We start from the raw sequence: 22,371 nt of genomic DNA, 5'->3' as shown, positions 1-22,371 counted from the left end.
GCATCGTGACAAACTTCATATCACAACCACCTGGACCTTCGATTCCCTGCGAGGGCCGTCCTGCCTGGCTCTCCAGCTACCGAAACGAACCGCTAACCCCTTACTTCCCGCTTCTCTTCGCCTCATCCAGAAGCGAAGAGGCCGAATTCTAGTGGGTGCTTCGGGGTTGCGCAAGGGGTTTGTGAAAAGAATATTAAAGGCGCGCAGAAAGCGTCTGCCGTCATGAGATACCGAGGACTGGATTCGTACCGAATAACCGTAGTGCGCCTCACACGATGATCACGTCGCGCATGCGCTGTCCCAGAGATCTCGTCTACGGAAGCTATCAGTCTTCCGACTACCATCCAGCGCGCGGCAAACCGCCAACGAGCAATTCACAAAAGCATTCGACGCTCACTCTGGGTTCAACGCCTCGCACAAGCTGGAAAAGAAAAAACCCCGCAGACCGTTACCGGGCGCGGGGTTGAACAACGTCTTGGTACTTCATGAAAAGCTAAACTGGTGCCGGCTGCAGGACTCGAACCCGCCACCTTCTGATTACAAATCAACTGCTCTACCTGATGAGCTAAGCCGGCGAAGTCAGCGATTTTACTTCATTTAACGACCTTGAGGTGACCTCGACCAGGCGATTTAGATCCATCGTCGTCGGGAGGAGGCTCGTCATCGCCTCGCGTGGACGCCGTCGTCTCACGATGCTCGATCCGCTCAGCCCCACTTTCCTCCGGACCCAGCTCCGACGAACGCGGTCCGTCCTCGCCCGACACATCCGGTGCCGCGCCGATCGCAGCGGAATCGACGGGAAACGCCATGCCCTGGCCATTCTCTCGTGCATAAATAGCGAGCACGTTGGTGACCTGCACCTCGATCTTGTGCGACTTGCCCGAAAAGCGCGCGCTGAACTCGATCCACTCATTGCCCATCTGCAGTTGGCTTGTGGCCTCGAAGCTGATGTTCAGCACGATCTCGTCGTTGCGCACGAACTGGCGCGGCACGCGCGTGCCGTTGTCGACCCGCACCGCGATATGCGGCGTAAAGCCGTTATCCGTGCACCACTCGTAGAGCGCGCGCAGTAGATAAGGCTTGGTGGATATTTCTTGCATCGACTTGCCCTCTATCGATGCGGAGCACCACCGGTCGAGCCGGCAAGCCCCGCAGTCGAATACGTTAGCGACGCATCACTTTTTCCGAAGGCGTCAGCGCTTCGATATAAGCCGGCCGGCTGAAAATCCGCTCGGCGTACTTCATCAACGGCGCAGCGTTCTTCGACAGCTCAATGCCATAGTGATCCAGACGCCACAACAACGGCGCAATGGCGACGTCGAGCATGGAAAACTCTTCGCCGAGCATGTACTTGTTCTTCAGGAAAATGGGGGCGAGTTGCGTCAGGCGATCGCGGATGGCATTGCGCGCCTTCTCGTGATTCTTTTCCGCTGCCTTGCCCTTCTCGTTTTCCAGCGTGCCAACGTGCACGAACAGCTCTTTCTCGAAGTTCAGCAGGAACAGGCGGGCGCGGGCGCGCTGCACCGGATCGGCGGGCATGAGTTGCGGATGCGGAAAACGCTCGTCGATGTATTCGTTGATGATGTTCGATTCGTACAGGATCAGGTCGCGCTCGACCAGGATCGGCACCTGTCCGTACGGATTCATCACCGCGATGTCTTCCGGCTTGTTGAACAGGTCAACGTCGCGGATTTCGAAGTCCATGCCCTTTTCGAACAACACCAGCCGGCAGCGCTGGGAGAACGGGCAAGTAGTGCCGGAGTACAAAACCATCATGATTAAAAGTCCCTTCAGAAAAACATAAGGGCCAGCGTGCGAAAAGCGCCTGCTAGGAGGCGCTTTGACGACGCTGACCCACACCGATCGCGGCGTGTTATTTAATCTGCTTCCAGTATGCCGCGTTGAGGCGCCACGCCAGAAAACTCAAAATACCCAAGAACATCAGGACCCAGACGCCTAGCTGTTTTCGCGTCTGCTGGGCCGGTTCCGACATCCACGACAGGTACGAAACCAGATCGGCCATAGCCGAATCATAATCTACTGGCGACATCGTCCCCGGAGTCACTTGGGTATAACCCGCGAAATGTTTGACCTTTTCGCCGGTTTTCTCATCGACTTCGGTATCGAATTTCGCCGTCCGCACGCCCTGCAATTCCCACAGCACATGCGGCATTGCGACGTTTTCATACACAAGATTGTTCCAGCCGGTCGGCCGGGTATCGTCGCGATAAAAACTCCGTAAGTACGTGTAGATCCAATCCTTGCCGCGTGCCCTCGCCTCCACCGACAAATCCGGCGGCGACGCCCCAAACCACGTTTTTGCATCGTCGGGGCGCATGGCGATCGTCATCGTGTTGCCGATCTTGTCCGTGGTGAACAACAAATTCGCCTGGATCTCCTTCGGATCGATGCCGATGTCCGTTAGCCGGTTGTAACGCATCAAATTCGCACTGTGGCAATTCAGACAATAGTTTACAAACAATTTAGCGCCGTGTTGAAGCGAAGCAAAATTATCGGCGCTATCGGGTGCGGCATCGAGCGGCACTTCTTGCGCATGCGCCGGGGTCAAGCCGAGCGCAATCAGCGCCGCGCCAATCACCGCGAGGGTAGAAAACCATTTTTTCATCGCGTGTCTCCTGTCGACCAGAGTTGGCGCTTTAGCGCCTTACTCTGGTCCCATGCAAGTTTGCTCGCGGTCGACCAGAGTTAACCTCTGGTCGCTGCAACGTGGTTGCTGTCTGGGGGCGCGGGGTCAGTGCGGCTTGAACCGCACGCGATCCGGCGGCTGCTTGAAGCGGCCACGCGTCGTCCAGAAGGGCATGCCGAGGAAAAACCCGAAATAAATCAACGCACAGATCTGCGCGATCAGCGTGCTGGCCGGCGACGGCGGTTTCGTGCCGAGATAGCCGAGTACCAGGAACGCAAACACGAAGACGCCATAGAAGATCTTGTGGAAGAGCGGACGGTATCGGATGGATTTAACGGGACTACGGTCAAGCCACGGCAGGAAGAACAGCGACACTACCGCAGTCCCCATCACCACCACGCCCCAGAACTTCGATTCCGTCAGCGCCATGAACACTACGACCAATAACGCCAGCACCGGCAATCCCAGCCGCCATTTGCCGCGCGCTCGCAGCAGCGCCAGCACGCCCAGCGCCGCAATTACGATCATCAGCACGATCTTGAACGGATCCGTGGTGGCACGCAGCATGGCGTAGAAAGCCGTGAAGTACCAGACCGGCGCGATTTCAGGCGGTGTCTGCAGCGAATTTGCAGGTACGAAATTGTTGGCTTCGAGGAAATAACCGCCCATTTCCGGCGCAAAGAAAATGATCGCAGCGAAGATGAACAGGAACACGCAGACGCCCATGAAATCGTGAACGGAGTAGTACGGATGGAACGGGATGCCGTCGAGCGGAATGCCCTTTTCATCCTTCTTCGCCTTGATCTCGATGCCGTCCGGATTATTCGATCCCACTTCGTGCAGCGCCACCAGGTGCGCGACGACCAGGCCGATCAGCACCAGCGGAATGGCGACCACGTGGAACGCGAAAAAGCGGTTGAGCGTCACGTCCGACACGACGTAGTCACCACGAATCCACAGCGACAGATCCGGCCCGATAAACGGAATCGCCGAGAACAGATTCACGATCACCTGCGCGCCCCAGAACGACATCTGACCCCACGGCAAGAGATAACCGAAGAATGCTTCGGCCATGAGGCACAGGAAGATCGCGCAGCCGAAGATCCACACGAGTTCACGCGGCTTGCGGTACGAGCCGTACATCAGCCCGCGGAACATGTGCAGGTAGACGACGACGAAGAACATCGACGCGCCCGTGGAGTGCATGTAGCGGATGAGCCAGCCCCACGGCACTTCGCGCATGATGTATTCGACCGATGCAAATGCGAGCGTTGCGTCGGGCTTGTAGTTCATCGTCAGGAAGATGCCAGTGACGATCTGGTTCACCAGCACAAGCAGCGCCAGTGAGCCGAAGAAGTACCAGAAGTTGAAATTCTTCGGCGCGTAGTACTCGGAAACGTGCGTCTTCCAGGTCGATGTCAGCGGAAAACGCCGGTCGATCCAGCCCAGGAAACCCGTTGTTTCCACTTCTTTGTCGGTCGCCGCCATTACGCTTCTCCCTTTTCGTCCTTGCCAATCACGAGTGACGTCGCCGAAGTGAACATATAGGGCGGGATGTCCAGGTTTTGCGGTGCCGGCTTGTTCTTGAAGACACGGCCAGACAGATCGTAGGTCGAACCATGGCATGGGCAGAGAAAGCCGCCTGGCCAGTCGTCGGGGAGATTGGGTTGGGCGCCTTCCTGGAAGCGCGGGGTAGGAGTACAGCCAAGGTGCGTGCAGACTGCTACGGCAACCAGCACGTTCTTGTGATCCGCGCGCGAACGGTACTCGTTGTTGCAGTACTCCGGCAGCGGCATCGTGAATTCTTTCTTCGACTGCGGGTCGGCGAGTTCCGGATCGGCTTTCTTGACATCGGCGAGCATTTCGTCGGTGCGGTTCAGAATCCACACCGGCTTACCGCGCCAGGCAACCGTCATCAGGTCGCCAGGCTTGAGACCTGATATATCCACTTCGACCGGCGCGCCCGCTGCCTTGGCTTTTTCCGACGGTGCAAACGACCCGACGAACGGGACACAAGCGGCTACGCCGCCCAGTCCGCCCGCTACGGTCGTCGTGATCAGCCAGGTTCGGCGGCTGCCGTCGACGCGTTGATCTTCGTTGTCTCGCATCACACGCCCCACTTCTAAGTTGGATTTATACCGTCAGTTCGTTCTACCGACGCTAGTGTGCGCGAATGGAGTCGTCATTTACAAGAGTTGAATAGCAAAAAACGCTCGAAGTCCTTCATTCTTAAGGGTTTCCCCGCACTTATCGCGACTATCGAATGAAGGGGTTATTTAACCCATCTCGATTATTTATTGCAGCGCAAGATAATCAGACAGGATTATCGATATCGATAAAGACATGCTCGATATCGAAATGCTCCGCCACATGGGCGCCGAGCGCCTGAACGCCGTATCGCTCGGTGGCATGATGCCCCGCCGCAATGTAGGCCACGCCGCTTTCCGCCGCGATATGCATGGTCTGCTCCGACACTTCACCGCTCACGTAGACGTCGGCGCCGGCGGCAATGGCTTCGTCAAAGAAGCCCTGCGCGCCGCCCGTGCACCATGCAACGCGACGCAGTTCCCAGTCCGGATTGCCGAACACGAGCGGCTTGCGTCCGACTTCGTTTTCGACCGTCGCGGTGAAATGTTCGAGCGACAACGGCACGGGCAACGACGCGATCCAGCCAAGATCCTGGTCGCCGAAACGGTTGTCCGCGATCAAGCCCAGACGCGCGCCGAGCTGGGCGTTGTTGCCGAACTCGGGATGCGAGTCGAGCGGCAGGTGATAGGCGAACAGATTGATGTCGTGAGCGAGCAGCGTTTTCAGGCGCTGATATTTGCGCCCCGTGATCTGCGGCGCTTCGTTCTTCCAGAAGTAGCCGTGATGCACGAGCACGGCGTCGGCGCCCCACTCGATCGCGGCCTCCAGAAACGCCCGTGAAGCCGTTACGCCCGTTGCCAGTTTCCCAACGCGGCGCGAGCCTTCAACCTGCAGACCATTCGGGCAATAGTCCTTGAAGCGCCCGATTTCAAGCAGATTGTTCAGATACAATTCTAGTTCGATCCGATCCATGAATTCCTCTATTCCATCAAATGCTTAGACGCTTCTGGCTGTTTTTTGCCCAAGCGGTGACCGTGCTTTTGGCGCTGATGTTCATCGTCGCGACCTTGAAACCGCAGTGGCTTCAACGCCAGGGAACGTTCGGCAAGCAGCTCGCCGAGCCGATCGTTGCGTTGCAGGAAGTTGCGCCGAGCATCGGTTCCCGGCCCGCCCAGTCGTCCTATGCGGATGGCGCGCAGAAAGCGATGCCCGCCGTGGTTAACGTGTTTTCGAGCAAGGACGGCTCACTACCGCCTGATCCGCGCGCGAAAGACCCGCTGTTTCGCTATTTCTTCGGCGACAAGAACAAGCGCAAGGGCGAAGAAACACCGGCGTCGAATCTCGGCTCAGGCGTGATCGTCAGCTCCGAAGGTTACATTCTAACGAACCAACATGTCGTGGATGGGGCTGATCAGATTGAAGTTGCCTTGGCTGACGGACGGACGTCGACGGCGAAAGTGATCGGCGTGGATCCGGAAACCGACCTCGCCGTGCTGAAGATCAACATGACGAACCTGCCCATCATCACGCTCGGCCGCATGGACCAGACGCGTGTGGGCGACGTGGTGCTGGCGATCGGCAATCCGTTCGGTGTCGGGCAAACGGTGACCATGGGGATTGTCAGCGCGCTTGGACGCAATCACCTCGGCATCAATACGTTCGAGAATTTTATCCAGACCGACGCCGCGATCAACCCGGGTAATTCAGGCGGTGCGCTTGTCGATGTGAACGGCAATCTGCTCGGCATCAATACGGCAATCTATTCGCGCAGCGGCGGCTCGCTCGGGATCGGCTTTGCGATTCCCGTGTCGACAGCGCGCAGCGTGCTGGAAAGCATCATCACCACAGGCACGGTCACGCGCGGCTGGATCGGCGTGGAACCGCAGGACGTCACGCCGGAGATCGCGGAATCGTTCGGACTCGAGCAAAAGTCCGGCGCGATCGTGGCAGGCGTGCTGCAAGGCGGACCGGCCGACAAGGCCGGCATCAAGCCGGGCGATATCCTGATCAGCATCAACGACGACACGATCACCGACACCACGCGCTTGCTGAACGTTGTCGCGCAGATCAAGCCGGGAACGTCGGTGAAGGTGCATCTCATGCGCAAAAGCAAAGAACTGGACCTGGCCGTGGTGATCGGCAAACGGCCGATGCAGCCCAAGCAACCCCAGGCGCCCGACGACCAAGGTGGTGGCGATCAGGGCGGGGATCAGAGTGACGAGTGAGGTAATGGCGGTGTTGTCCGCTCGTTGATCTGCGACTCTACGTGTCGCGCGCAATAAGAAAAAGGCCGTTTCTAACTCACGTTGGAAACGGCCTTTTCTCTTTCATATCGGGGCATCAATCACCCGCCACCTGAAACCCTCAATCCCCATCCCGCTTAGCGTCCTCCGCGGCTTCCGTTTCCTGCTCCTTGATCTTGTCCTTGCCCACGATAATTCGCGCCGCAATGATGCCGACCTCGTAAAGAATAATCAGCGGCACAGCCAGGATCAGTTGCGAGAACACGTCCGGCGGCGTCACCACCGCAGACACCACAAACGCGCCGACAATCACATACGGCCGGATCTGCCGCAACTTCTTGATCGTCACGAACCCCATTCGCGCCAGAATCACCACGATGATCGGCACCTCGAAGGTCACGCCGAACGCTAGAAACATGGTGAGGACAAAGCTCAGGTAATTATCGATATCCGTCGTCATTTCCGCACCGAGCGGCGCGTTGTAATGCGCCATCACGCGGAAAATGGTGGGGAACACGACGAAATACGCGAACGCCATGCCGCACAGAAAGAGGAAGTAGCTGCTCCCGACCAGCGGCACGACCAGCTTCTTTTCATGCTGATACAGCCCTGGCGCGATAAACGCCCAGATCTGGTACAGCACGATGGGCAGCGCAATAACCAGCGCGACCATCATGGTCACTTTCATCGGCACGAAGAACGAGCCGGTGACGTCGGTGACAATCATCTTGCCGTCCTTCGGCAAGTTTTGCATCAGCGGACGGGCGAGCAACCGGAAGATGTCGGGTGCCCAATAAACCAGGCCGATGAACACGACGATGACTGAAGCGCCTGCGCGGATGATACGGTCGCGCAGTTCGACCAGGTGCGAGATAAACGTCTCTTCGACGGGCTCGTCTTTAATCTGTTGCGGGTCGCTCACGCCGGCCCTCTGCTGGGATTCATCGATGGAAGGGAAAGTGGTAGACGCGCAATGAAAGCGTGGAAAACATCAGAAAAACCGCGTGGGACGGCGCAGCGTCTCAGGGGTATGCCGCGCCACGCGCGCCGCGCCTGATTGGACACGCGTCTTGCGCAACGTGGTGCGCTTGTACCAGTTCGGAATGGCGGTCTGCTTGACGCGCCAGTTCTTGCGTTTCGTGGGCGACGCGTTGCTGCTATTCGTGGAAGAACTCCAGGTGTCGCCCGAAACGTGAGTCAGATTCGGATCGCCACCGCCCGCCACACTGTCCGACACCGATGTGCCCTGGTTCCAGGCGTCGTTGAGTTCGTTTTCATGCTGGCGCAGATTGTCGTGAATCTTGTTCTCGACATTCGATGCCGCCGTTTCGAACTCGGTCCGCATCTTCTTCAACTCGTCGAGTTCCATCTCGCGCGAGACTTCGGCCTTGACGTCGTTGATATACCGCTGCGCGCGGCCGAACAGCGCCCCGGCCGTTCGTGCCACGCCGGGCAAACGTTCCGGCCCAAGCACTACCAGCGCGACGACGCCTATCAGCGCCATTTTGGTCAGACCAAGGTCGAGCATGGAATCGAAGATCCTGAAGGTGGCGAGTGGATGTGGCCGGTGCCGTGCTTACCGTATTTAAGCAGCTTGATTAGCGGTAGTCGCTCGAACGGGTCTTGTCCTTCGCTTCGACGTCGACCGCACCGTTGCGCGGCAGTTCACGCTGCTCAGCCGGCGTGGTTTCGCCTTCCTTCATGCCTTCCTTGAATCCCTTCACCGCACCGCCCAGATCGCCGCCGATGTTACGCAGCTTCTTCGTGCCAAAAACCAGTGCCACGATCAACAGAACGATCAACCAATGCCAAATACTCAACGAACCCATGACTGAAAACTCTCCTTGGCCTCGCCGCGCATGTTGCTCGCGACGAAGAATGTGGACCTTGCGGCCCGAGTCGGAGCATCGACGCCCCGATGTTTAAACCGATATTTTGCGCGCGCAATATTGCGATGGAAAGACGCTTTCGTTTTCATTACAGCCCAATTGCGCGATCAGGCGTATCCATCGAAAAATCCGTTCAGCCCATCCGGCGCCACGGACGCTCCCCAGCGAGGATGTGGGCGTGGATGTGATACACCTCTTGCCCGCCGCCCGGTCCTGTATTGATGACGGTCCGAAAACCGGTATCGCCGCCGGTGTACGCCACACCTAACTCGCCGGCAAGCCGTGCTGTCAGGCTCAGCATTCTACCAAGCAGCGGCGCATCGGCTTCGGTGCAGCTCGAGAGCGTCTCGATGTGTTTACGCGGGATCACCAGCACATGGACGGGCGCGGCCGGATTGATGTCGTGAAAAGCAACAAATTCATCGTCCTCATGGACTTTCTTGCTCGGAATTTCTCCCGCGGCGATCTTGCAGAAAATGCAGTTCTCTTGGCTCATGTGTCTCGCGGGATATCCCGATATGAATGAGGATTAAACGTTCAACATCAAACCCAGGCGCGCGGTTGCAACGGCTTGTTTTCGTACAAAAACAGCCAGCCCTTTATAACGCGATAAAGCGTCCAGATTCCGACAACGAACAAAATGGGGAAGCCGATGAACACCCAGAGCAACGCTACACCGATCACATGACCGAGCAGCGCCAGCCAGAAGGTGCGGATCTGCCATCGGAAATGTGCCTCATAGGGCGTACCGGCGACGTCATCGCGTTTCAGATAATTGATGATGATCGCGATCAGCACAGTCAGTCCACCGGTCAGCCAATACGCGGCGTAGAGCGCGTATAGCACATGCGTCAACGTACGCAAGCTGCGCAGGCGTTCCGATTCGGGCGAGTTCTCATAAACAGGCGGCGGATAAGGCTCGTAAGACTGATTCATTTCATCCTCCTCGGCGACCGGTCGAACTTGACCCGACCGTGTGGCTTAGCCGCCGTTTTCGTTCTGCTCGCGATCGCGGGATTTGCGCAACGCCTTCTCTTCGATCCCCGACATCCCTTCCCGCCGTTCAAGTTCGGCAATGACGTCTGCCGGACCGAGGTCGAAATGGGACAACATCACGAGACAATGGAACCACAAGTCGGCCACTTCGCCGACAAGCGCCTTGGGTGCGCCGCCGTGCCGCGTGTCCTTCGCGGCCAGCACGACTTCGGTGGCTTCCTCGCCGATCTTTTTAAGGATAGCGTCGTCACCTTTATGAAAGAGTCGGGAAACGTAGGATTGTTCCGGATCTCCACCCTTGCGGCTATCGATAATTGCGGCGAGGCGCAGCAGCGTGTCTTGCGTGGAAAGCGTGGCTTGAGTCATTACTTATAGATATGTTCGGGGTCTATCAAGACCGGATCGACCGCGACCCAGTCGCCCGTTTCCACCGATCCCTCGAATTTCTGGAAAAAGCACGAATGGCGTCCGGTGTGGCATGCAATGCCCGACACCTGCTCCACTTTCAACAAAACGACGTCTTCGTCGCAATCAAGCCGGACCTCATGCACGTGCTGGACGTGCCCCGATTCCTCGCCCTTGAACCATAAGCGTTGGCGTGAACGCGAGTAATACACCGCGCGCTTCAATTCGATGGTTTTCGCCAATGCTTCACGGTTCATCCACGCGAACATCAGCACGTCGCCAGTCGTCGATTCCTGCGCGATCACCGGCACGAGGCCGTTCGCGTCCCATCTGACTTTCTCGATCCAGCCCGCTTCTTCAGTTTGTGCAGTCACAGCTTAAATCCTCACCGAGATGCCCTGATCGGCCATGAAGCGTTTTGCCTCGCCGACCGTGTGTTCGCCATAGTGGAAGATGCTGGCGGCAAGCACCGCATCGGCGTGACCTTCGGTGATGCCGTCGGCGAGATGCGCGAGCGAACCCACGCCGCCCGATGCGATCACCGGAATAGAAATGGCGTCCGAGACCGCACGAGTTAGCGCAAGATCGAAGCCGCTTTTCGTGCCGTCGCGATCCATGCTGGTCAGCAGGATTTCACCGGCGCCGAATTCCGCCATCTTGCGCGCCCATTCGATCACGTCGAGCCCGGTGTTCTTGCGGCCGCCATGCGTGAATACTTCCCAGCGCGGGGTTTCGCCCGCGGCGCTGACACGTTTCGCGTCGATGGCAACCACGATGCACTGCGAACCATGTTTATCCGACGCATCGCGCACGAGTTGCGGATTCGACACCGCCGACGAATTCATGCTGATCTTGTCGGCGCCCGCGTTCAGCAGCCGGCGCACGTCTTCCACCGCGCGCACGCCGCCGCCAACGGTCAGCGGAATGAATACTTGCGATGCCACCTGTTCGATGATCGGCAGAATCAGGTCACGCTGGTCCGAGGTCGCCGTGATGTCGAGAAACGTGAGTTCGTCGGCGCCCTGGTCGTCGTATCGGCGTGCGATTTCCACGGGATCGCCCGCGTCGCGCAATTCGAGGAAGTTGACACCCTTGACCACGCGGCCAGCGGTGACGTCGAGACACGGGATGATACGTTTAGCGAGAGCCATGTTCTTGCGAGTGCCGTTTTTCTGCGAGTGAGTGCTTACGAAAGCGAGGCGGTTTGGTTGCCATTGTGCCCCGGCGCGGAAAGCACGCCGCACCGTCTGAACCGACTTGCGGCGCGCAGCGTCGACACGCTGAGCAGCAAGCCGTCCTGCATGGATTGGCCACCGGCAGGAAGCGCATAAAACGCTTAAATCAGGCGTGCTGAAAAGCTCACCGGGTGGTCGTCAAATTTACCCACGACTACACGGCGCGCTTCGCAACGCACGTCGATCAGGCGTCGTCGGCTTCGCGCAGTTTGTCGGCGCGTGCTTGTGCTGCAGCGAAATCCAGATCGCCCGAATAAATCGCACGTCCGCAGATCACGCCTTCAATGCCTTCGTCTTCCACTTCGCACAAGGAGTCGATGTCGCCGAGATTAGACAATCCGCCGCTCGCGATCACCGGGATCTTGACCGCTTGCGCCAGCCGCACAGTGGCTTCAATGTTGATGCCTTGCAACATCCCGTCGCGGCCGATATCCGTGTAGATGATCGCCTCGCAGCCGTAGTCCTCGAACTTGCGGCCGAGGTCGATGACTTCGTGACCGGTCAGCTTGCTCCAGCCGTCTGTTGCGACCTTGCCGTCCTTCGCGTCCAGCCCAACGATGATATGACCCGCGAACGCGGTGCACGCATCCTGCAGGAAGCCCGGATTTTTCACCGCGGCCGTGCCGATGATCACATACTCCAGACCGTCGTCGAGATACCGCTCGATGGTGTTCAGGTCGCGAATGCCGCCGCCGAGCTGCACCGGGATGTCGTTGCCGACTTCCTGGATGATCGCGCGAATGGCGTCTTCGTTTTTCGGCTTGCCGGCAAATGCGCCGTTCAGGTCGACGAGATGCAGCCGACGTGCGCCCCGATCGACCCATAGCCGGGCCATTGCCGCCGGATCTTCGGAAAAAATGGTCGCCTGGTCCATATCGCCTTGTTTAAGGCGTACGCAGTGACCGTCTTTTAGATCGATGGCCGGAATGAGCAACATAGAAATAGCGTTATCGGATAAGGGTTAATCGAACGGTTACAAACTTTGGCACAGCGCCTGTTTTGCCTACCGTTTCGCTAGTGTAGTACAAGTAATGCAAGGCTCGCGGCTGCAAACGGCATAAGCCAAAACGTTAAACGCGCGCTAAAACACCATCAAAACCGCGAACTTTACGGTTTCCAGTGTACGAAGTTTCGATACAGCCGCAAGCCCGCGTCAGCGCTCTTCTCAGGGTGAAACTGGGTCGCGAACAGATTGTCCCGCGCGATGGCCGAGGTGAACGGCGCGCCGTACGTCGTTTCGCCGGATGTATGCGCCGGATTGTCCGGGACGCCGTAATAACTGTGCACGAAATAGAAAAACGATTCGTCGGGCACGCCGTCCCAAAGCGCATGCCGCTGCGTCTGGCGCACGCGATTCCAGCCCATCTGCGGGACTTTGAAACGCGAACCGTCGTCCTGCAGCCTGCCTTCCAGTTCGAAGCGCACGACCTTGCCGGGTACCAGACCAAGGCCGTTCGTTCCCTTCGAGTCCCCTTCCTGACTCCAGTCGAACAGCATCTGCTCGCCGACGCACACGCCCAGCATGGGTTTGTCGCGGGCGGCTTCGATCACCGCTTGCTGCAGACCGGACGCGGCGAGATGCGCCATGCAGTCGCGCATGGCGCCCTGCCCCGGCAATACGACACGGTCGGCTGCGCGGATGGCTTCCGGCTGCTCGACGATCGCCACGTCCGCTTCCGGCGCCGCCTTGCGGAGCGCCTGATACACGGAGCGCAGGTTGCCCATGCCGTAATCCACGATTGCTATCGAAGTTTTCATCGAAGTATTCAGTTCAGCACGTTCTAGAACGCTATTTCAAAGAGGGCAGCAACGCCTTCAATCCGTTGACGATAAATTCCACCGCCAGCGCCGACAGCATCAAACCCATCAGCCGCGTACCGATGTTAATGCCGGTGCGGCCGACCCACCGTGCAATCGGTTCGGCGAGGCGCAGCGCACCGAAACACAGCACCGCCAGCACCGCGCCGATCATGACCAGCCCGATACGGTCATACCAGTGCGCCACACTTGCAGAATAGACGATCACCGTGCTGATAGAGCCCGGTCCCGTCAGCAGCGGAATGGCAAGCGGCACGACCGCGATGCTGTTTTTCATCTCGGCTTCGTGGCGCTCTTCCGGCGTGGACCGCGTGTTGCCGACCTGCGCGTTCAACATGTTGATCGCCATCAGCAACATGATGATGCCGCCGCCCACTTCAAGAGAGCCGACCGAAATCCCGAAGAACGCGATGATCTGCTGTCCGAGCAGCGCCGTCACGGCAATCACGCAGAAGACCGAAATGGACGCGATCCGGATCGTGCCAGCCTTTTCCGAGCTGGACATATCGGTCGTCAGGCTCAGGAAAAACGGGATCGCGCCGACCGGATTGATCAGCGCGAGCAACGAAATAAACGATTTGAGTAGATTCATCGCAGCCTGTCATGGCTCGTATCGACGCGGACGGCCCTGACGTGCTCAATCACGCTTGAGAACACGCCCGGTGTGTGCCGGCTTTCCGCGTTATTTAGAAGGCGCTTAAAGGCTGCCCTTGGTCGATGGAATCTGCCCTGCCGCGCGCTCGTCCAGTTCGACAGCCATGCGCAGCGCGCGTCCGAAAGCCTTGAAGACGGTTTCCACCTGATGATGCGCGTTGATACCGCGCAAATTGTCGATGTGCAGCGTCACGCCCGCATGATTCACAAAGCCGCGGAAGAACTCGATGGTGAGATCGACGTCGAACGTGCCGATGCGCGCACGCGTGAACGGCACGTGGAATTCCAGGCCCGGACGGCCCGAAAAATCGATCACGACGCGCGACAGCGCTTCGTCGAGCGGCACGTAGGAATGGCCGTACCGGCGAATGCCCTTGCGGTCGCCAATAGCCTTCGCCACCGCCTGGCCCAGCGTGATGCCGGTGTCTTCCACCGTGTGATGGTCGTCGATATGAAGGTCGCCATGCGCTTCGACTTCAAGGTCGAAGAGGCCGTGACGCGCGATCTGGTCGAGCATGTGGTCGAGAAACGGCACGCCGGTAGCAAGCTTTTGCTTGCCCGTGCCATCCAGATCGAGCTTCACACGGATCTGCGTTTCGCTGGTGTTGCGAACGACTTCCGCAATACGCATGGTGTTTCCTTGGAGACTTTTAAGAGATTTCAGTGCAGCGCGAGTTTCAGTGCGGCGATCATTTGCGCGTTCTCTTCCGCCGATCCCACCGTCAAACGCACGCAATTTGCCAATAACGGATGCATTTTACTCACGTTTTTGACTAAAACCCGCGATGTCAGCAGGGTTTCGAAGACGACGGCGGCATCGGGAACGCGAACGAGCAGGAAGTTGCCCGCGCTCGGAAAAACTGTCGCGCCGGGCAGCGCCTTGATCGCGTCTTCCAGATGCGTGCGCTCAGTACGAAGTTCGGCGGCCTGGGCATCGAGGACGTCGAGGTGATCGAGCATGAAGTCCGCCGCCGCCTGCGTCAGCACGTTGACGTTGTACGGGGGGCGCACTTTGTCGAATTCCGTGGTCCATGACGCCTTGCCCGCCAGGTAACCGAGACGGATACCGGCGAGGCCGAGTTTGGACATCGTCCGCATCACGACCACGTTGTCGAAATCAGCGGCGCGCGGCAGCCAGCTTTGCTGGGCGAACGGCTGATACGCCTCGTCGATCACGACCAGGCTCTTCGATGCCGCCGCGATCACGCGTTCAATATCCGCGTCGTCGTAAAGCGTGCCGGTCGGATTATTCGGATACGCGAGATACACGAGCGCGGGCGCGTGTGTTTCGATGGCGGCGATCAGCGCGTCGGCGTCGAGCGTGAAGTCGGCGTTCAACGGCACACCGATAAACTCGAGTTGAGCGAATTTCGCCGACATGGCGTACATCACGAAGCCGGGAACCGGCGCGACCACTTTGGCCCCGGGTTTCGCACACGCCGTCGACATCATGCTGATCAGTTCGTCCGAACCATTGCCGAGCAGCACTTCGCATGCGGCGGGCACCTGCATCGCGAACTTGATTTTCTCGAGCAACGCGGTGGGCCGCGGTTCCGGATATCGATTCAACGCAACGTCCGCGAGCCGTTCGCCCAACTCGGCGGCCAGTTTCGCCGGCAGCCGATACGGATTTTCCATCGCGTCGAGCTTCACGAGGCCGGTTGAGTTCGGCACGGGATAGCACGTCATCGCGAGGACGTCGGGGCGGAGAATGTCTTGTGGTCGTGTCATGATATTGCCGGACTCCAGCGCCGGACGTCGAGCGGCTCTAAGGCCGCCTCAATGTTGGATTTACTGCGACGTATTTTTCATCCGATATTCGGCGCTGCGCGCATGCGCCTGCAAGCCTTCGCCATACGCCAGTTCCGCGGCAATCTCGCCGAGCGTCTGCGCGCCTTCCGCGCTGACTTCAATCACGCTCGAGCGCTTTATGAAGTCGTACACGCCCAGTGGAGATGAAAACCGCGCGGTGCGCGACGTCGGCAACACGTGGTTCGGTCCCGCGCAGTAATCGCCAAGGCTTTCGCTCGTATAGCGCCCGAGGAAGATCGCGCCCGCGTGACGGATCTGCGCGGCCCAGTGATGCGGATCGAGCGCGGAAATCTCGAGGTGTTCCGGCGCGATGTCGTTAGCGATCGTGCAGGCTTCGTTCATGTGCGCGACCTTGATCAGCGCGCCGCGGTCTTCGAGCGAGCGCTGGATCACATCGCGACGGGGCAACGTGGGCAGCAATTCGTTGATCGCGTCTTCCACGCGCTGGATGAACGCAGCGTCCGGACACAGCAGGATGGATTGCGCGAGTTCGTCGTGTTCGGCTTGCGAGAACAGGTCCATCGCGACCCAGCGCGGGTCCGTGGTCGCGTCGCAGATGATCAGGATCTCTGACGGTCCCGCGATCATGTCGATACCCACCGTGCCGAACACGCGGCGTTTCGCCGACGCCACGTACGCGTTGCCGGGACCGCAGATTTTATCGACAGCAGGAATGGATTGCGTGCCGTATGCCAGCGCGCCAATCGCCTGCGCGCCACCGATGGTGAATACACGATCCACGCCGCCCAGCAACGCCGCCGCGAGCACGAGCGGATTCTTCACGCCGTCCGGCGTGGGCACGACCATCACGATTTCCTTCACGCCGGCCACACGCGCGGGAATCGCGTTCATCAGCACTGACGACGGATAGGCCGCCTTGCCGCCCGGCACGTAGATACCGGCACGATCCAGCGGTGTAACTTTCTGGCCGAGCACGGTGCCGTCGGCTTCCGTGTATTGCCAGCTATGGCTACCGCATTCGATCCGCTGCTTCTCGTGATAACCGCGCACGCGCGCCGCCGCCGCTTCCAACGCCGCACGCCGTTTCGGCTCAAGCCCTTCGAGCGCAGCTTCCAGTTCGGCCAGCGGCAATTCCAGCGACGCGACGCTCTCCGCTTTCAGCCGGTCGAACTTGTTCGTGTAGTCCAGGACGGCGTCGTCGCCACGCGTTTTGACATCGGCGAGGATGTGCGCCACCGAGCGCTCGATGGCTTCGTCCTCGCTCGCCTCGAACGCGAGCACCGCGTGCAGCGCCGTGTGAAAACCGTTGGCGCTGGAATCGAGTTTGCGAATCTTGATAGACATGCTGGTATCCGTTTGTTTGCCCTGCTTTTACGCGCCGACCGATGCGCGTTCGAACGCATCGAGATACGGCTTCAACGCAGCGCGCTTCAACTTCAGCGCGGCCTGATTGACGACCAGACGCGACGATATTTCCATGATTTCTTCAACTTCGACCAAATCGTTCGCACGCAAGGTATTACCGGAACTGACCAGGTCGACAATGGCATCGGCCAGACCGACCAGCGGCGCCAGTTCCATCGATCCATACAACTTGATCAGATCGACGTGCACGCCCTTCGCCGCGAAATGCTCACGTGCCACTTCAACATATTTTGTCGCGACCCGCAGCCGCGCACCTTGTCGCACCGCAGTTTCGTAATCGAAGCCATTCTTCACCGCCACCGACATGCGGCAGCGCGCAATATTCAGATCGATCGGTTGATACAAACCACCGCCGCCGTGCTCGATCAACACGTCTTTCCCCGCAACGCCGAAATCGGCAGCGCCGTATTCGACGTAGGTCGGGACATCGGTTGCACGCACGATGATCACGCGCAGGTTCGGGTTCGTGGTCGGCAGGATCAGCTTGCGCGACGTTTCGGGATCTTCGGTTACTTCCACGCCGGCTGCGGCGAGCAGCGGCAGGGTTTCATCGAAGATGCGTCCCTTCGACAACGCCAGCGTCAACATGGCGCCAGCCGGCACTGACGCAGAGGTTTGCAGCGAACTCATTGCTCGCTCCCGCTGCCCTTGATGCGCCGCACATTCGCGCCAACGGCCGTCAGCTTGCTTTCCATCCGGTCGTAACCGCGATCGAGGTGATAGATACGATCGATGAGCGTCTCGCCTTCCGCGCACATGGCCGCAATCACCAGACTCGCCGATGCCCGCAGATCGGTCGCCATCACCTTCGCGCCCGATAGTTTCTGCACGCCGTTCACCAGCGCCGTATTGCCGTCGATGGTAATGCTCGCGCCCAGCCGGTTCAGTTCCTGCACGTGCATGAAACGGTTTTCGAAGATCGTTTCGACAGCTTGCGACGTGCCGGTCGCGAGCGTGTTGAGCGCCATGAACTGCGCCTGCATGTCAGTGGGGAACGCCGGATATTCCGAGGTGCGGAAGCTGACGGCGGTCGGCCGTTTATTCATCCGCACGCGAATCCAGTTCTCACCTTCTTCAACCGATACACCCGCTTCGTGCAGCTTTTCGATCACCGCTTCGAGCAGCGAAGGATTCACGTTATGCAACGTCACATCGCCGCCGGTTGCTGCAACGGCGCACAGGAATGTGCCCGCTTCAATGCGATCCGGCACGACCGAATGACGCGCGCCGTGCAGCTTCTCGACGCCCTGGATCACCAGCCGGTCCGACCCGATCCCATCAATTTTCGCACCCATCGCGACAAGCAGATTCGCGAGATCGCTGACTTCCGGCTCGCGCGCCGCGTTCTCGATGACCGTTTCGCCTTCCGCCAGCACCGCCGCCATCAGCAGGTTTTCCGTGCCTGTGACGGTGATCATGTCGGTGACAATGCGCGTGCCCTTCAACCGCTTCGCCCGCGCTTCGATAAACCCATGCTCGATCACGATCTCGGCGCCCATCGCCTGCAAGCCCTTGATGTGCTGATCGACCGGACGCGCACCGATCGCGCAGCCGCCCGGCAACGACACCTTCGCTTCGCCGAAACGTGCGAGCAGCGGTCCGAGCACGAGAATCGATGCGCGCATGGTCTTGACCATTTCGTACGGCGCAACCAGATTGTCGACCTTCGATGCGTTCAGCCAGACCTTACCGTCCGCCGATTCCGAGCGCAGGCCCATCTGGTTGAGCAATTTGAGCATCGTGCGCACGTCTTGCAGGTTGGGCACGTTCTCCAGATGCACGTCGTCTGCCGTGAGCAGACTGGCGCAAAGAATGGGCAATGCCGCGTTCTTCGCACCCGATACGACGATTTCGCCCGAGAGCTTCGCGCCCCCGACAATCACGAGTTTGTCCATGCTTGGCGTTCCTTCTACGGAGCTTCCTGCTGCGGCGCCGTTATCGGCGTCGCGGTTGTCTTGAGTGAATCGCACTAAATTGTCAGCCAGTCGGTTACGGGTGGTGCTTTAACTTCAAATATGAAGAACGCTCAGGCGGGTTTCCACTCGGCCGGCGTCAGCGTTTTCATGCTCAGCGCGTGGATTTCCGCGCGCATGCGATCGCCAAGCGCCGCATACACGAGTTGATGACGCGCGATCGGCCGCTTGCCTTCGAACGCGTCGCTCACGATGGTCGCGAAGAAATGCTGGCCGTCGCCTTCTACTTCGACATGCTGGCATGCAAGGCCGCCGGCAATGTATTCCTTCACTTGTTCCGGAGTCGGCAACATGGAAGTCTCCTGAAAATTAAGCGAACTGATTAGTGACGCAGTTTGTAACCGCTTGCCAGCAGGCGCATCGCGATTCCCGCCAGTACGACGAAAAACCCACCGACTATGCCCAGGCTCGCGAGCGGACTCACGTCGGACATGCCGAAGAAGCCGTATCGGAAACCGTCGATCATGTAGAAAAACGGATTCAGCCGCGACACTTCGCGCCAGATTGGCGGCAGCGTATGCGTGGAGTAAAACACGCCCGACAGGAAAGTCAGCGGCATGATCAAAAAGTTTTGGAACGCGGCGAGCTGGTCGAATTTATCGGCCCAGACACCGGCGATCAATCCGAGTGTTCCTAGAATTGCCGAGCCGAGAATCGCGAAAGCCAGAATGTAGAGCGGCGCGGCGAAGCTCATGGGAATGAACCATACCGTGACGATAAACACGCCGAAACCCACCGCTATCCCACGCACCACCGACGCCAGCACATAGGCAAAATACATCTCCCAGTGCGACAGTGGCGGCAGCAGGACGAACACGAGATTGCCCGTGATCTTCGACTGGATCAGCGACGACGAACTGTTCGCGAACGCGTTCTGCAACACGCTCATCATGACGAGGCCCGGCACGAGGAAACTCGTGTAAGCCACGCCGGGATACACCTCGACGTGACTCGTCAGCGCGTGTCCGAAGATCATCAGGTACAGGAGCGCCGTGATGACCGGCGCGAGCACCGTTTGAAAGGCAACCTTGTAGAAGCGCAGGATTTCTTTGTAGAAGAGAGTACGAAAGCCGCTCATGAAAGGCCCTCGATGACTTCCGGCTCGTTCATCACCTGCACGAACACGTCCTCCAGATCGGCTTTGCGCACATCGATTTCATCGAACGTGCAGCCAGCCGCGCGACATTTCGCGAGAATCGGCTCGACGTCGTCGTAGCTTGCCAGCCGTAACAAATGATTCGTCCCGGACGCGGCGCGTGGATCGACCTCCAGCGAACGCAACTCGGCGGGCAATACGCCCTGCGAAAAACGCAACGCAAGCTGCATCCCGGCAAAGCGCTGCAACAGCGTGCTGGTTCGTTCCAGCGCGACCACTTCACCGCGACGCAGCATGGCAAGCCGGTCGCACAGCGCCTCGGCTTCTTCAAGATAGTGCGTCGTCAGCACGATGGTGTGACCTTCGCGATTCAGCCGCGAGATGAACTTCCAGAGCGTCTGGCGCAATTCGACATCGACACCTGCGGTCGGCTCGTCGAGCACGATCACCGGCGGCTTGTGCACCAACGCCTGCGCCACCAGCACACGACGTTTCATGCCACCTGACAGCGCGCGCGTGTTGACGTCGGCTTTCTCGGTGAGATCGAGATTGGCCATGATTTCATCGATCCAGTCGTCGTTCTTGCGCAGGCCGAAATAGCCGGACTGAATGCGCAACGATTCGCGGACGGTGAAAAACGGATCGAAGACGAGTTCCTGCGGCACCACGCCCAGCGAGCGGCGCGCTTGGCGGAAATCCGTGACCACATCGTGGCCGAGCACGGAGATGGCTCCGCTATCGGCGCGCGCGAGACCGGCGAGGATGCTGATGAGGGTAGTTTTACCGGCGCCGTTAGGGCCGAGCAGCCCGAAAAACTCGCCTTCTTCTACGACCAGGTTCACGCCTTTGAGCGCTTGCAGCTCTTTGTAGCGCTTTTTGACGTTACGTATTTCTATGGCTGACATGACAGTGCGCGCGCCAGTGGGGGCGGCGCCTCAATGTGTGCGGATCGGAACCGGAACCGGCCTTTACAAAAATGAAAGGCGAATAGCAGACCGAAAAAACGGTTGATTATAGGCCAAACGCGGCAGAGGTTCGCCGCAAGCGAGTCCGTAACAACCCTGTCAGGCGCGTTCGATCAGTAACGAACACGCCGATGACTCAACAGGACAGGGTCAATGTCGGAAGGTGAGGAGCGTGTCTACGCCATAGGCTTGCGCAAGACTGGCAAGCCCGGAGGGAAGGTTGATGACAACCAACGCCGCGCCGCGCGCCGCAGCCGCGCGTTCCCACGCGAGCAGCACGGCGAGCGCCGACGAATCGAACTGTTTGAGCGGCGCGCAATCCACTTCGGTTGCGCCCGCAGCGATCCGCGACAAACCCGCGTCGAGTGCGCTCCTGGCGCTGTCGTGCGTGAGCGTCGCGGCGGTTTCGAAGCGACTCACGATGCTTTGCCGCTCGCAAGTTGCTGATTACGCTGGGTGAGGAACTGCAGCAGCCCGTCCACGCCGTGTTGCTGGATCTGTTCGCTGAACTGCTGCTGGTAAGCCTGAATCAGCCACGCGCCGAGTACGTTGATGTCATAGACTTTCCAGCCCTGCGGCGTCTTGTACAAACGATAGTCGAGCTGGATCGGCGAACCGTTGTTGACCACCACCGAGCGCACCACCACGTCCGTATCGCTAGGATCTGCGCGGAACGGCTTGTACTCGACCTGCTGGTTGCGAACCTGCGCCAGCGCACCGGAATACGTGCGAATCAGCAACAGCTTGAACTGCTCGACGATCTGCTTCTGCTGCTCCGGCGTAGCCGTATTCCAGTTGCGGCCCATGACGAGACGCGTGGTGCGCGTGAAGTCCGTGTACGGCAGGATCTTCTCGTTCACCAGTTCCGTAATGCGCGTGATGTTGCCCGACTGGATCTGCTTGTCGGCCTTGATCTGGTCGAGCACCTGCGACGTGACCGTCTTCACCAGCCCGTCGGGGGTGGACATGTCGCCAGCCTGCGCGAACGCACCACTACAAAACGCCATCAGCACAGCAAACAGGGGAAGTAAAAATAGTTTTTTCATTACGGACTCTGCAAAAAAAGTGGCCTGGGTTTGAGCGCGGTGTTCACCATGAGTTCATCTTCCGCGCTCTATTCAGCCGTCATAACACTTTCGTTATATTACTGGTCAGCCATGATCC

At 59.0% G+C, this 22,371-nt stretch carries 28 protein-coding genes and 1 tRNA gene; 1 reads left to right on the top strand and 28 read right to left on the bottom strand.

The window, feature by feature from the left end:
* Window positions 1–499: 499 nt before the first annotated feature.
* From EOS_RS04595 to EOS_RS04565, 7 genes are all read right to left on the bottom strand, one after another.
* Window positions 500–575, bottom strand: a tRNA-Thr gene (locus EOS_RS04595).
* 18 nt (window positions 576–593) lie between these two features.
* Window positions 594–1,100, bottom strand: coding sequence for a ClpXP protease specificity-enhancing factor (locus EOS_RS04590; RefSeq protein WP_047845414.1), 507 nt, complete (start codon window positions 1,098–1,100; stop codon window positions 594–596).
* Window positions 1,101–1,164: 64 nt separating this feature from the next.
* On the bottom strand, window positions 1,165–1,776 hold the full coding sequence (locus EOS_RS04585; protein ID WP_031362199.1) for a glutathione S-transferase N-terminal domain-containing protein: 612 nt from the start codon (window positions 1,774–1,776) through the stop codon (window positions 1,165–1,167).
* A 97-nt stretch (window positions 1,777–1,873) separates the two neighbouring features.
* Entirely contained in the window at window positions 1,874–2,626 is a 753-nt protein-coding gene (locus EOS_RS04580) for a cytochrome c1 (RefSeq protein WP_047845413.1), read from the bottom strand.
* A 126-nt stretch (window positions 2,627–2,752) separates the two neighbouring features.
* The gene (locus tag EOS_RS04575) at window positions 2,753–4,135 is read right to left on the bottom strand and encodes a cytochrome b (protein WP_047845412.1); all 1,383 of its coding nucleotides are present in this window, start codon (window positions 4,133–4,135) and stop codon (window positions 2,753–2,755) included.
* The gene (gene petA, locus EOS_RS04570) at window positions 4,135–4,755 is read right to left on the bottom strand and encodes a ubiquinol-cytochrome c reductase iron-sulfur subunit (RefSeq protein WP_047845417.1); all 621 of its coding nucleotides are present in this window, start codon (window positions 4,753–4,755) and stop codon (window positions 4,135–4,137) included. The genes EOS_RS04575 and petA overlap by 1 nt, the downstream gene beginning before the upstream one ends.
* Before the next feature lie 205 nt (window positions 4,756–4,960).
* Window positions 4,961–5,707 (bottom strand): Nif3-like dinuclear metal center hexameric protein, encoded by a 747-nt coding sequence (locus EOS_RS04565; RefSeq protein ID WP_047845411.1) that lies wholly within the window; start codon window positions 5,705–5,707, stop codon window positions 4,961–4,963.
* A 20-nt stretch (window positions 5,708–5,727) separates the two neighbouring features.
* On the opposite strand from EOS_RS04565, the gene EOS_RS04560 reads away from it, so the two are divergent.
* A complete protein-coding gene (locus tag EOS_RS04560) occupies window positions 5,728–6,960 on the top strand; it encodes a S1C family serine protease (protein ID WP_047845410.1) in 1,233 nt (410 codons plus the stop codon).
* Between the two features lie 139 nt (window positions 6,961–7,099).
* Here EOS_RS04560 and tatC read toward each other — a convergent pair whose 3' ends face one another.
* The 21 genes from tatC to EOS_RS04455 form a co-directional block, all read right to left on the bottom strand.
* On the bottom strand, window positions 7,100–7,900 hold the full coding sequence (gene tatC, locus EOS_RS04555; protein WP_047845409.1) for a twin-arginine translocase subunit TatC: 801 nt from the start codon (window positions 7,898–7,900) through the stop codon (window positions 7,100–7,102).
* A 69-nt stretch (window positions 7,901–7,969) separates the two neighbouring features.
* Window positions 7,970–8,506, bottom strand: a complete 537-nt coding sequence (gene tatB / locus EOS_RS04550) for a Sec-independent protein translocase protein TatB (protein ID WP_047845408.1) — start codon at window positions 8,504–8,506, stop codon at window positions 7,970–7,972.
* A 70-nt stretch (window positions 8,507–8,576) separates the two neighbouring features.
* Window positions 8,577–8,807 carry a Sec-independent protein translocase subunit TatA gene (tatA, locus tag EOS_RS04545; RefSeq protein WP_047845407.1) on the bottom strand — a complete coding sequence of 77 codons (231 nt, stop codon included), beginning with the start codon at window positions 8,805–8,807 and terminating at the stop codon, window positions 8,577–8,579.
* Between the two features lie 193 nt (window positions 8,808–9,000).
* Window positions 9,001–9,363 (bottom strand): histidine triad nucleotide-binding protein, encoded by a 363-nt coding sequence (locus tag EOS_RS04540; protein ID WP_047845406.1) that lies wholly within the window; start codon window positions 9,361–9,363, stop codon window positions 9,001–9,003.
* Between the two features lie 47 nt (window positions 9,364–9,410).
* Window positions 9,411–9,803, bottom strand: coding sequence for a DUF4870 family protein (locus tag EOS_RS04535; RefSeq protein WP_047845405.1), 393 nt, complete (start codon window positions 9,801–9,803; stop codon window positions 9,411–9,413).
* A 45-nt stretch (window positions 9,804–9,848) separates the two neighbouring features.
* Window positions 9,849–10,229 (bottom strand): phosphoribosyl-ATP diphosphatase, encoded by a 381-nt coding sequence (locus EOS_RS04530; protein WP_047845404.1) that lies wholly within the window; start codon window positions 10,227–10,229, stop codon window positions 9,849–9,851.
* Window positions 10,229–10,642, bottom strand: coding sequence for a phosphoribosyl-AMP cyclohydrolase (gene hisI / locus EOS_RS04525; RefSeq protein WP_047845403.1), 414 nt, complete (start codon window positions 10,640–10,642; stop codon window positions 10,229–10,231). Before hisI ends, EOS_RS04530 begins: the two co-directional genes overlap by 1 nt.
* A 3-nt stretch (window positions 10,643–10,645) precedes the next feature.
* Window positions 10,646–11,419, bottom strand: a complete 774-nt coding sequence (gene hisF / locus EOS_RS04520) for an imidazole glycerol phosphate synthase subunit HisF (RefSeq protein WP_047845402.1) — start codon at window positions 11,417–11,419, stop codon at window positions 10,646–10,648.
* A gap of 268 nt (window positions 11,420–11,687) precedes the next feature.
* A complete protein-coding gene (gene hisA, locus EOS_RS04515; protein ID WP_047845401.1) occupies window positions 11,688–12,440 on the bottom strand; it encodes a 1-(5-phosphoribosyl)-5-[(5-phosphoribosylamino)methylideneamino]imidazole-4-carboxamide isomerase in 753 nt (250 codons plus the stop codon).
* Window positions 12,441–12,610: 170 nt separating this feature from the next.
* Window positions 12,611–13,261, bottom strand: coding sequence for an imidazole glycerol phosphate synthase subunit HisH (hisH, locus tag EOS_RS04510; protein WP_047845400.1), 651 nt, complete (start codon window positions 13,259–13,261; stop codon window positions 12,611–12,613).
* 31 nt (window positions 13,262–13,292) lie between these two features.
* Window positions 13,293–13,913: a MarC family protein gene (locus EOS_RS04505; RefSeq protein ID WP_047845399.1), complete on the bottom strand. Its 621-nt coding sequence runs from the start codon at window positions 13,911–13,913 to the stop codon at window positions 13,293–13,295.
* Window positions 13,914–14,018: 105 nt separating this feature from the next.
* The gene (hisB, locus tag EOS_RS04500; protein WP_031362181.1) at window positions 14,019–14,606 is read right to left on the bottom strand and encodes an imidazoleglycerol-phosphate dehydratase HisB; all 588 of its coding nucleotides are present in this window, start codon (window positions 14,604–14,606) and stop codon (window positions 14,019–14,021) included.
* Window positions 14,607–14,635: 29 nt separating this feature from the next.
* The gene (hisC, locus tag EOS_RS04495; RefSeq protein ID WP_047845398.1) at window positions 14,636–15,706 is read right to left on the bottom strand and encodes a histidinol-phosphate transaminase; all 1,071 of its coding nucleotides are present in this window, start codon (window positions 15,704–15,706) and stop codon (window positions 14,636–14,638) included.
* 60 nt (window positions 15,707–15,766) lie between these two features.
* Entirely contained in the window at window positions 15,767–17,092 is a 1,326-nt protein-coding gene (gene hisD, locus EOS_RS04490) for a histidinol dehydrogenase (RefSeq protein WP_047845397.1), read from the bottom strand.
* Between the two features lie 27 nt (window positions 17,093–17,119).
* Complete coding sequence (gene hisG, locus EOS_RS04485) at window positions 17,120–17,803, bottom strand: ATP phosphoribosyltransferase (RefSeq protein ID WP_047845396.1); 684 nt, start codon at window positions 17,801–17,803, stop codon at window positions 17,120–17,122.
* On the bottom strand, window positions 17,800–19,068 hold the full coding sequence (murA, locus tag EOS_RS04480) for a UDP-N-acetylglucosamine 1-carboxyvinyltransferase (protein WP_047845395.1): 1,269 nt from the start codon (window positions 19,066–19,068) through the stop codon (window positions 17,800–17,802). The genes hisG and murA overlap by 4 nt, the downstream gene beginning before the upstream one ends.
* A 131-nt stretch (window positions 19,069–19,199) precedes the next feature.
* Window positions 19,200–19,439 carry a BolA family protein gene (locus tag EOS_RS04475; protein WP_047845394.1) on the bottom strand — a complete coding sequence of 80 codons (240 nt, stop codon included), beginning with the start codon at window positions 19,437–19,439 and terminating at the stop codon, window positions 19,200–19,202.
* A gap of 29 nt (window positions 19,440–19,468) precedes the next feature.
* The gene (locus EOS_RS04470) at window positions 19,469–20,224 is read right to left on the bottom strand and encodes an ABC transporter permease (RefSeq protein ID WP_047845393.1); all 756 of its coding nucleotides are present in this window, start codon (window positions 20,222–20,224) and stop codon (window positions 19,469–19,471) included.
* Window positions 20,221–21,147 carry an ABC transporter ATP-binding protein gene (locus tag EOS_RS04465; protein ID WP_047845392.1) on the bottom strand — a complete coding sequence of 309 codons (927 nt, stop codon included), beginning with the start codon at window positions 21,145–21,147 and terminating at the stop codon, window positions 20,221–20,223. Before EOS_RS04465 ends, EOS_RS04470 begins: the two co-directional genes overlap by 4 nt.
* Window positions 21,148–21,357: 210 nt before the next feature.
* Window positions 21,358–21,627, bottom strand: a complete 270-nt coding sequence (locus tag EOS_RS04460) for an STAS domain-containing protein (protein ID WP_082163211.1) — start codon at window positions 21,625–21,627, stop codon at window positions 21,358–21,360.
* A complete protein-coding gene (locus EOS_RS04455; protein WP_047845390.1) occupies window positions 21,624–22,253 on the bottom strand; it encodes an MlaC/ttg2D family ABC transporter substrate-binding protein in 630 nt (209 codons plus the stop codon). Before EOS_RS04455 ends, EOS_RS04460 begins: the two co-directional genes overlap by 4 nt.
* Window positions 22,254–22,371: the final 118 nt, after the last annotated feature.

It is taken from the genome of Caballeronia mineralivorans PML1(12) (genome assembly GCF_001028175.1).
GTDB classification, from domain to species: domain Bacteria; phylum Pseudomonadota; class Gammaproteobacteria; order Burkholderiales; family Burkholderiaceae; genus Caballeronia; species Caballeronia mineralivorans.
This window is presented reverse-complemented; position numbering and strand designations above follow the sequence as displayed.